Source organism: Streptomyces sp. BR123 (genome assembly GCF_013401435.1).
GTDB lineage: Bacteria > Actinomycetota > Actinomycetes > Streptomycetales > Streptomycetaceae > Streptomyces.
On the sequence record NZ_JACBGN010000258.1, the window covers coordinates 1 to 9,882 of the forward strand.

A 9,882-nucleotide genomic window follows, 5' to 3' on the forward strand; every position below is an offset into this window, starting at 1 on the left:
CGCCCGCCCCGCCTCCCGCTCGCCGGCGAGACCGAGGCGGCCGTCCGCGCCGCCACCGAGAAGGCCCTCGCCGAGGGACTCAACTAGCCGACCGGGGGGACCCCATGCGCACGCGCCACATCTACCACGCGGTGGACTCGCACACCGAGGGCATGCCGACCCGGGTGATCACCGGGGGCGTCGGGGTGATTCCCGGCGCCACCATGGCCGAGAAGCGGCTCCACTTCATCGAGCACCTGGACCACGTCCGCACCCTGCTCATGTACGAGCCGCGCGGGCACTCCGCGATGAGCGGCGCGATCCTGCAGCCCCCCACCCGCCCCGACGCCGACTTCGGCGTGCTGTACATCGAGGTGTCGGGCCTGCTGCCCATGTGCGGGCACGGCACCATCGGGGTCGCCACCGTCCTCGTCGAGACGGGCATGGTGGCGGCCGTCGAACCGGTCACCACCGTCCGCCTCGACACCCCGGCGGGGCTCGTCAGCGTCGACGTCCGCGTCGAGGACGGGGCGGCCACCGCCGTCACCCTCACCAACGTCCCCTCCTTCTGCGTCGGACTCGACCTCAAGGCGGAGGTCCCCGGCCACGGCACCGTCACCTACGACCTCGCCTACGGCGGCAACTTCTACGCCTTCGTCGAACTCGACGCCCTCGGGCTTCCCTTCGACCGGGCCCGCAAGGACGACCTGCTCGCCGCCGGCCTCGCCGTCATGGACGCGATCAACGCCTCCGCCGACCGGCCCGTCCACCCCGAGAACCCCTCCATCGCCGGGGTGAAGCACGTCTACCTCGCCGCCCCCGGCTCCGACGCCCGCCGCTCCCGGCACGCCATGGCCATCCACCCGGGCTGGTTCGACCGCTCGCCCTGCGGTACGGGCACCAGCGCGCGCATGGCCCAGCTGCACGCCCGCGGCCTCCTCGGCCTCGACACCGACTTCGTCAACGAGTCCTTCATCGGCACCGAGTTCACCGGCCGCCTCGTCGGCCGGACCACCGTCGGCGGCCACGAGGCGGTCGTCCCCACCGTCACCGGCCGGGCCTGGATCACCGGCACCGCCCAGTACTTCCTCGACCCGACCGACCCCTTCCCCGGAGGGTTCCTGCTGTGACTCCCGCGCCCCCCGCACCGTCCTCCCCCCGGCACCCGCTGACCGTCCGCACGGTCGACTACCACACCGCCGCGGAGCCCTTCCGGATCGTCGACACCACCGCCCCGGGGTTCCCGGCCGTGCCCGGGGACACCGTCGCCGAGCGGTGCGCCACCGCCATCGGCCCCGGCGGCTCCGGGACGGCCCCGCGCCCGGGCGGGCTGGACGACGTACGGCGCGTGCTCGTGCAGGAACCGCGCGGGCACGCCGGGATGTACGGCGGGTTCGTCGTGCCCCCGGACGACGACGGGGCCCACTTCGGGGTGCTGTTCTGGCACAAGGACGGCTACTCCACCGCCTGCGGCCACGGCACCATGGCGCTCGGCGCCTGGGCGGTCGACAGCGGCCGGGTCCCCGCCCCGGAGCAGGGGGAGGTCGAGGTGCGGATCGACGTCCCGTCGGGGCGGGTCACCGCCACCGTGCACCGGGACGGGGGCCGCACCACCGGGGTCACCTTCCGCAACGTCCCCGCCCGGGTCACCGCCCGCAAGGTGCCCGTCGCCACCACCCTCGGCCTCGCCGAGGTGGACCTCGCGCACGCCGGCGCCTGCTACGCCTCCGTCCGCGCCCGCGACCTCGGCCTGGACGTCACCCGGGCCGCCCTGCCCGACCTGGTGCGCGCCGGGCGCGAGATCCGGGCCGCCCTCGCCACCCACCCCGGGGCCTGGCACCCGGGCGGGCCGCTGCTCTCCGGCGTCTACGGGGTGATCCTCCACGAGGAGCTGCCCGACACCCCGTTCGGCCCGCACCAGCGCAACGCGACCGTCTTCGCCGACGGGCAGGTCGACCGCTCGCCCTGCGGCTCCGGCACCTCGGCGCGGCTCGCCCTGCTGGCGGAGGACGGGCGGCTCGGGCCCGGCGAGGACCTGCTCCACGAGTCGGTGGTCGGCACGGTGTTCACGGGCCGCGTGGTCCCGGACGCGGGACCGGCCGGTGCCGGGGACGGCCTGGTCACGGAGGTCACCGGCACCGCGTACCGCACCGGCGAGCACACCTTCGTCCTCGACCCGCACGACACCCTCGGCACCGGGTTCCTGCTGTGATCCGCCGGCTCGGGGCCCACGAGCTGGCCGGGCTGCTCACCCCGGCCGGGGCCGCCGACGCCCTGGCCGAGACCCTGCGCCGCGGGCTGGACCCCGAACTCTGCCCCCAGCGCAGCGCGCTGCGGGTGCCGGGCGGGGAACTGCTCCTGATGCCGGCGGCGGCGGGGGCGTACGCCGGGGTGAAGATCGCCGGGGTGGCGCCCGGCAACCCGGCGCTCGGCCTGCCGCGCATCACCGGCTCGTACCTGCTGATGGACGGTGCCACCCTGAGCCCGGTCGCCCTCCTCGACGGCGCCGCCCTCACGGCGCTGCGGACCCCCGCGGTCTCGGTGCTGGCGCTGCGGTACCTGGCCCCGGAGGGGCGGCCGCTGCGGCTGGTGCTCTTCGGCAGCGGGCCGCAGGCGTACGGGCACCTCGAAGCGGTGGCCGGGGTGCGGGAGCTGGCGGGGGCGGTGGTCGTCGCCCGCGACCCGGCCGGGGCCCGGAAGCTGGCGGCGCACGCCCAGGCCCTGGGCGTCCCCGCCCGTACCGGGACGGCGGCGGACGTGGCCGAGGCCGATCTGGTGGTCTGCTGCACCTCGGCCCGCACCCCGCTCTTCGACGGGCGGCTGGTGGCTCCGGACGCGGTGGTGGTGGCGGTCGGCTCGCACGAGCCGGACGCCCGCGAGACGGACACGGCGCTGGTGCGGCGGTCGGCCGTGTACGTGGAGGCGCGGACCGCGGCCCTGCGCGAGGCGGGGGACCTGCTGGTGCCGGAGGCGGAGGGGGCCATCGGCCCCGGTCATATCCACGGCACCCTGGCCGACCTGGTAGCGGGCCGGATACCGCCCGGCGGGAGGCCTGGTCGTCCACAGCTCTTCAAGAGCGTGGGCATGGCCTGGGAGGATCTTGCCGTGGCGGTGGCCCTGTACGTCGCCGCCGGGGAGAACAGCGAAACGTGACATTGTACGCTGTTGCCCTGCACGTCGGTCGTGTGCGGTGCCTCGGAGGAAAAGCAATGGGTGACCTGAAGCAGCACAGTCTCATCAAGGCCCAGGAACGGCTCCGCGACCAGGTCGGCCATGCCCTCCGAGCAGCCCTGATAGCGGGCGAACTCCGCCCCGGCAGCGTCTACTCAGCCCCCGGCCTGGCCGCCGAGCTCGGCGTCTCCGCCACCCCGGTCCGCGAGGCCATGCTCGACCTGGCCCGCGAGGGCCTCGTCGAACCCGTCCGCAACAAGGGCTTCCGCATCACCGAGGTCAGCGAGCGCGACCTGGACCAGTACACCGAACTGCGCACGATGATCGAGGTCCCGACCGTCGCCAAGGTCACCCGAATGGCGACGAAGGAGCAGCTGGAGGAGCTGCGCCCCATCGCGGAGGAGATCGTCACGAGCGCCCGCGAGCACAACCTCATCGGCTACCTGGAGGCGGACCGCCGCTTCCACCTCACGCTGCTCGGCCTCGCCGGCAACGAACGCCTCGTCGAAACGGTCGGCGACCTCCGCAAGCGGTCCCGCCTCTACGGCCTGACGGGCCTGGACGAGGCCGGCAAGCTGGTCTCCTCCGCCGAGGAGCACATCGAACTCCTGGACCTGATGCTCGCGGGCGACGCGGAAGGGGCCGAGGAGTGCATGCGCCGCCACCTGGGCCACGTCCGCTCCCTGTGGGCCGAAGCCCGCAACGAACCGGTGGGCCGCCCCGCCTCCACGGGCCTCGGCTCGACGCGCTGACGGCGCTGCGGAGCGCCGACGCGAACCGACGGCAGGTGCTGCGGCCCAGGGCAGCCGACCGCGCTCCGGTGCTCCCGTGGGCCGCGCGGGAGCCGGGCGTCAGCCGTCGGCGCCGCCGCCCACCCGGTTCAGCCGGTAGAAGCACCCGGCATGGCCCTGGAGCGGAGTGGCGAGGGACGACACCTTCTCCGCCCCGGCGACCGGCCCGTCGCCGAGCACCACCTGCGTCGCCGAGGCGGCGATGTCGAGCGGCTGCAGCCCGGTTCCGCCCTCGGTCCACCGCTCGTGGCGCAGCTCCACCTTGCCGGGCGCGCCCGTGCCGGACAGCTGCGCCCTTCCGAGCAGCCGCCGCGTCGGTGAAGAGGTGTCCTCGTAGGTCAGCGACGCCGTCAGGTGCTCCGTGGCGGCGGTACCGTGGTCCGTGGTATCCGCACCTGCGACGTCGAGGGTGAGGTACAGCAGCAGCCGCGGGTCGGACTGCCCCACCTCGCCTGTCCAGTCGCAGGCGGCCGTCCCCTCGTACCGGCCGGCGAACCGCCCCGGCCGCGTGTCGAGACGGGGCCGCAGCTGCGGCAGGTGGCGCCGTTTCAGGTTCTCTGCCGCGGCACGGTACATCTCGTCGAACGGGTACAGCGCGTGTTGCGGCCGCCGACCCAGCGCCTGCTTCACCCAGTCCTCGGCCTGCCCCTTGAGCATGCCCGACGCCTGGGGCCCGCCACCGCACAGGAAGTCCTCGCCGTCGCAGTACGAGTCGGTCAGCGAGGCGAGTTCCGGCGGGACCTGTGGCCGGGCGCCCCCGAAGAGCCCCTGCGCCCCGCCGGCCCGGCTGCCCTTCGCGGTGGGCTCCCCGTCGAGGAAGGTGGGGTCCCCGAAGAGCGCCACGTACGACACCCGGGCCCGCGTGCGCGCGTCCAGGCGAAAGAGGGCCTCGCGCATCGCATGGGCGCCCTGCGAGTACCCGCCGAGGATGAACCGCTGCCGGTGCCCGCCCGTCCCCTCGGCGCGTTCCGCCGCGTCGCACCGTGCGGACCGCTCGTTGAGGAGGGCCGCCGCCGCGTCGGTGCCCGCCTGACGGCTGTCGTGGTACCTGCCCGAAGAGGCGCCGTTGCGATAGGCCTCCAGGTTCTGCGCCAGACCGCCGAGTGCCGGGTAGGCCACCGACACATGGCCGATCCGCACCGTGGTGCGGAACACTTCGTCGAGCGCCTGGAAGAACCGCCGCGTCTCCGGCTGCCCCGAGATGTCCGGGGGTTGACCCGATCCACGGGCGAACACGACGATGAAGTCCTCGGAACAGTCTCCGGACAGTGCCGCGCGATACCGATCGGAGGGTCCCTGATCGACGATCTCACGGGAGCACCCCGCCAGCGTGATCCACACGAGAGCCAAGACGACTCCCCAACCGATCCGACCGATCCGCAGCCTTCGACGCCGGCACGCGGCCGACCGCCTCGTCGGAGCACCCGCCGGACCTCGGACAGCCATCCGTCCACCACTCCCCCCGAACCGCGCCGCAGTTCCGCCCACGCGGAGCCTAGCGGCGGGACCGCACCGCGCCCAGGGGTCGCGGTGGAGTCCGTGCCGCCGGAGGGAGGCCCCGCCGCCGCGGAGCTCACGGCGTTGGAGCTGCAGGCCGAGCGGGTGGCGCGGGGACAGCGGGGCTGGGCTGCCTGGTGGCGGTTCCTGGAGACCTGGGCCGGGCTGGTCGTCGCCCTGTTGTCCGCGGTCGCGGGCGCCACCGTGCTCGCCGACGAGGCCGTCCAGGGGCCGGTGGCGGCGCTCGCGCTCGCCGCGGCCGGACTCAGCGCGGCCCTGGGCTTCCTGCGTCCCGCCGAGCGGGCCCGCAAGGCGGAAACCCTGGCAGTGCTGTGCGAGGAGTTCGCCCGGGATGCGCGGTACGCCCGGTTACTGGGCCCCGCCGATGGTGACGGGGCCGCAGCCCGCCGGGCGGTCGTCGCCATGGCGGCCCGCTGGACCGCCCTGCGCTGGGACGACCTGCGCGACCAGCTTGACGTCCACGACCCGGGCCCCGGGCTGCCTTCGCCGCCGCCCTCCGCGTAGCGCGCCGGCCGGCGGGGCCGCCCGGGGCGCGCGGCTCCCGCAGCGCGTGCGGCGGCCCGGATTTGGACACGGCTGGATAACGGCGGGGCTGATCTCTTGTCAGTGCAATTTCACATTACTATGTTACCGGTCACATCGTAGAGCGGCCCTGCACTGGAGTGACCATGACCAAGCGCACCCAACTCGCCCTCGCCACCGCCCTGGTGGCGGCTCTCGCAGTCGGCGCCTCGGGCTGCTCCGACCCCAAGAAGGCCTCCAAGGGCGGCGGTTCCGCCAACCCTGCCGCCGCCAACGACGGCAAGGTCCTCGGCGGCACCCCCGTCAAGGGCGGCACGCTCACCGTCCTGTCCAACCAGGACTTCTCCCACCTCGACCCGGCCCGCAACTGGACGATGCCGGCCATGGACTTCGGCACCCGCCTGCTCTACCGCACCCTCGTCACCTTCAAGGCCGAGCCCGGCAAGGCCGGCAGCGAGCTCGTCCCCGACCTCGCCACCGACCTCGGCACGCCCTCCAACGGCGGCCGCACCTGGACCTTCACCCTCAAGGAGGGCCTGAAGTACGAGGACGGAACGCCCGTCAAGGCCCAGGACGTCAAGTACAACGTCGAGCGCTCCTTCGCCCCCGACCTCACCGGCGGCCCCGACTACGCCGCCCAGTACCTCGCCGGCACCGAGGGCTACAAGGGCCCGCTCCAGGGGCAGCACCTCGACTCCGTCAAGACCCCCGACGACCGCACCGTCGTCTTCGAACTGAAGCGCCCGGTCGCCGAGTTCTCCGCGACCGCCACCCTCCCCACCTTCGCGCCGGTCCCGCAGTCCCAGGAGAAGGGCACCCAGTACGACGCCCGCCCGTTCTCCTCCGGTCCCTACAAGATCGAGTCGTACGACCGCGACAAGAAGCTCGTCCTCGTCCGCAACGAGCACTGGGACCCGAAGACCGACACCGTCCGCAAGGCCTACCCGGACAAGTTCGTCGTCGTCATGGGCCTCAAGGGCGGCCAGATCGACGACCGCATCATCGCCTCCGAGGGCGCCGACGCCTCCGCCGTGGAGTACTCCAACATGCGCCCGGAGAGCGCCCCCAAGGTGCTGCCCAAGCCGGAGGTCAAGTCCCGCCTGCTCGCCGAGTCCCAGGGCTGCACCACGATGCTGCACCTGAACAACTCCCGCGCCCCCTTCAACGACCCCAAGGTCCGCGAGGCCATGCACCACGCCCTCGACAAGGAGGCCGTCATCACCGCCGCCGGCGGCCCGGCCCTCAACGAGATCGCCACCGCCTACCTGCCGCCCGCCCTCACCGGCGGCAAGCAGGCCGACACCCTCAAGATCGCCCCGGCGGGCGACCCCGCCAGGGCCAAGGAACTCCTCAAGGCCGCCGGGAAGGAGACCCTCAAGGTGTCCCTCGCCGTCTCCACCGGAGACAAGGGCCGCGCCGAGGCCATCCAGCAGGGCCTCGCCCGCGCAGGCGTCGAGGTCGTCATCGACACCGTCGACCCGGGCGCCTACTACGACGTCATCGGCGACCTGTCCACCACCCCGGACATGACCTTCACCGGCTGGTGCCCGGACTACCCGTCCGGCTCCACCTGGATCCCGTTCGTCTTCGACGGACGCACCATCAAGGAGAAGGGCAACCAGGGCAACTACAGCCAGTTCCGCGACGAGGCCGTGCAGAAGCGGATCGACGAGATCAACGCCATGGCCGACGCCAAGCAGGCCAACCAGGCCTGGATCGACCTCGACGCCGAGATCATGAAGAAGGCCCCCTCCATCCCGGTCCTGCAGGAGCGCAAGCCCCTCCTCGTCGGCACCAACATCGCCGGCGCCTTCGGCCACCCCGTCTGGACCGGCACCATCGACTACGCCACCGTCGGCCTCAAGGACCCCTCGAAGGGCCAGGGCTGAGGGGGCCCCGGCCCTCGGCCCCGGACCCCGGCTCCCGGAACCCACGACAGCCATGACCGCCAACGCCGCCCCGCCGACCGCATCCGCGCCGGCCAGGGACCTCCCCCCGGGCAGCAGCCCCTGGCAGCTCGCCCGGCGGGAGCTCCGCCGCCGCCCCGCCGTCCGCGTCAGCCTCTGCGTCGTCCTCCTCTTCGTCCTGATGGCCGCCACCGCCCCCTGGCTCGGCGCCCTGGGCGGCTGGTCCCCGGAGGAGTTCGACAAGTCCGCCGTCGACCCCTACCTCGGCGGCCAGCCCCTCGGCTCCTTCGGCGGGATCAGCCCCGAGCACTGGCTCGGCGTCGAACCCGTCACCGGCCGCGACCTGTTCGCCCGCGTCGTCACCGGCGCCCAGGTCTCCCTCCTCATCGCGTTCGCCGCGACCGCCATCGTCGTCGTCACCGGTACCGCCGCCGGGATCGCCGCCGGCTACTTCGGCGGCCGCACCGACACCGTCCTGTCCCGCCTGATGGACCTGACGATGTCCTTCCCGTCCCTCATCTTCATGATCGCGATGCTGTCCGTGGCCAAGGACGTCAACCGGATCGTCCTCATGACCGCCGTCATCGGCATCTTCGGCTGGCCCGGCGTCGCCCGCGTCGTCCGCGGCCAGACCCTCTCCCTCAAACACCGCGAGTACGTCGACGCCGCCCGCGTCGGCGGCTCCGGCTCCTGGCGGATCCTCACCCGCGAGATCCTCCCCGGCGTCTCGGGCCCGGTCATCGCCTACACCACCCTGCTCATCCCCGGCATGATCAGCACCGAGGCCGCCCTCAGCTACCTCGGCGTGGGCGTCCGCCCGCCCACCCCGTCCTGGGGCCAGATGATCGCCGAGTCCGTCGCCTTCTACGAGACCGACCCGATGTACTTCATCATCCCGAGCACCTTCCTCTTCCTCGCCGTCCTCGCCTTCACCCTCCTCGGGGACGCCCTGCGCGACATCCTCGACCCGCGGGGAGGCCGCAGTTGATCCTCTACCTCGCGCGCCGGCTGCTCGCCCTCGCGGGCGTGCTCCTCGCCATCGCCGCCGTCACGTTCGTCATCTTCTACGTCCTGCCCTCCGACCCGGCCGCGGCCGCCTGCGGCAAGACCTGCAGCCCCGAGCGCATCGCCGACGTCCGCGCCTACCTGGGCCTGGACCAGCCGCTGTGGCGCCAGTTCGGCGACTTCCTCACCGGCATCTTCACCGGCCGCACCCTCGGCACCGGCCAGTACGCCGTCCGCTGCGACTTCCCCTGCCTGGGCTACTCCTACGAGAACTCCCTGCCCGTGTGGGACCTGCTCATGGACCGGCTGCCCGTCTCCGCCTCCCTCGCCCTCGGCGCCGCCGCGCTGTGGCTCGTCCTCGGCCTCGGCGCCGGCGTAACCGCCGCCCTGCGCAAGGACACCGCCACCGACAAGGCCCTCATGGTCGGCGCGGTCGCCGCCGCCTCCCTGCCGGTCTACTTCACCTCCGTGATGCTCATCTACGGAGTCATCCGCATCGCCGGCCTGCTGCCCTACCCCGCCTACCAGCCCTTCACCGCCGACCCCCTCGGCTGGGCGACCAACCTGCTGCTGCCCTGGACCGCCCTGGCCCTGCTGTACGCCGCCATGTACGCCCGCCAGAGCCGCGGCTCCATGATCGAGGCGATGGCCGAGCCGTACATCCGCACCGCCCGCGCCAAGGGCATGCCCGAACGCACCGTCGTCGTCAAACACGGCCTGCGCTCCGGGATGACCCCGATCCTGACCATCTTCGGCATGGACCTCGGCGGCCTCCTCGCCGGCGCCGTCATCACCGAGTCCATCTTCGGACTGCCCGGCATCGGGCGGCTGTTCTACGGCGCCCTCGTCAGCTCCGACCAGCCGGTGGTCCTCGGGGTCACGCTGCTGGCCGCCTTCTTCATCGTCGTCGCCAATCTCGTCGTCGACCTCCTGTACGCCGTCGTCGACCCGAGGGTGAGGTACTGATGACCGCCCCCGCGGCCCCCGCC

At 73.3% G+C, this 9,882-nt stretch carries 9 protein-coding genes; 8 read left to right on the forward strand and 1 reads right to left on the reverse strand.

All coding sequences use genetic code 11. The features are described from left to right. Positions 1 to 104: 104 nt before the first annotated feature. From HYE82_RS28770 to HYE82_RS28785, 4 genes are read left to right on the forward strand one after another with little or no spacing between them, the layout of a single operon-like run. Positions 105 to 1,109, forward strand: coding sequence for a proline racemase family protein (locus HYE82_RS28770; RefSeq protein ID WP_179177101.1), 1,005 nt, complete (start codon positions 105 to 107; stop codon positions 1,107 to 1,109). Then, entirely contained in the window at positions 1,106 to 2,191 is a 1,086-nt protein-coding gene (locus HYE82_RS28775; RefSeq protein ID WP_309144479.1) for a proline racemase family protein, read from the forward strand. The genes HYE82_RS28770 and HYE82_RS28775 overlap by 4 nt, the downstream gene beginning before the upstream one ends. Beyond that, a complete protein-coding gene (locus HYE82_RS28780; protein ID WP_309144480.1) occupies positions 2,188 to 3,132 on the forward strand; it encodes an ornithine cyclodeaminase family protein in 945 nt (314 codons plus the stop codon). Before HYE82_RS28775 ends, HYE82_RS28780 begins: the two co-directional genes overlap by 4 nt. A 56-nt stretch (positions 3,133 to 3,188) precedes the next feature. Further along, positions 3,189 to 3,902: a GntR family transcriptional regulator gene (locus HYE82_RS28785; protein WP_179177102.1), complete on the forward strand. Its 714-nt coding sequence runs from the start codon at positions 3,189 to 3,191 to the stop codon at positions 3,900 to 3,902. 99 nt (positions 3,903 to 4,001) lie between these two features. Here HYE82_RS28785 and HYE82_RS28790 read toward each other — a convergent pair whose 3' ends face one another. Next, positions 4,002 to 5,387, reverse strand: coding sequence for a cutinase family protein (locus HYE82_RS28790; protein WP_256987847.1), 1,386 nt, complete (start codon positions 5,385 to 5,387; stop codon positions 4,002 to 4,004). Between the two features lie 84 nt (positions 5,388 to 5,471). On the opposite strand from HYE82_RS28790, the gene HYE82_RS28795 reads away from it, so the two are divergent. The 4 genes from HYE82_RS28795 (at position 5,472) to HYE82_RS28810 (ending at position 9,859) form a co-directional block, all read left to right on the forward strand. After that, positions 5,472 to 5,963: a hypothetical protein gene (locus tag HYE82_RS28795; RefSeq protein WP_179177104.1), complete on the forward strand. Its 492-nt coding sequence runs from the start codon at positions 5,472 to 5,474 to the stop codon at positions 5,961 to 5,963. Positions 5,964 to 6,127: 164 nt separating this feature from the next. Then, positions 6,128 to 7,870 (forward strand): ABC transporter substrate-binding protein, encoded by a 1,743-nt coding sequence (locus tag HYE82_RS28800; protein ID WP_179177105.1) that lies wholly within the window; start codon positions 6,128 to 6,130, stop codon positions 7,868 to 7,870. 52 nt (positions 7,871 to 7,922) lie between these two features. Beyond that, positions 7,923 to 8,876 carry an ABC transporter permease gene (locus tag HYE82_RS28805; RefSeq protein ID WP_179177106.1) on the forward strand — a complete coding sequence of 318 codons (954 nt, stop codon included), beginning with the start codon at positions 7,923 to 7,925 and terminating at the stop codon, positions 8,874 to 8,876. Continuing rightward, positions 8,873 to 9,859: an ABC transporter permease gene (locus HYE82_RS28810; RefSeq protein WP_179177107.1), complete on the forward strand. Its 987-nt coding sequence runs from the start codon at positions 8,873 to 8,875 to the stop codon at positions 9,857 to 9,859. Before HYE82_RS28805 ends, HYE82_RS28810 begins: the two co-directional genes overlap by 4 nt. Positions 9,860 to 9,882: the final 23 nt, after the last annotated feature.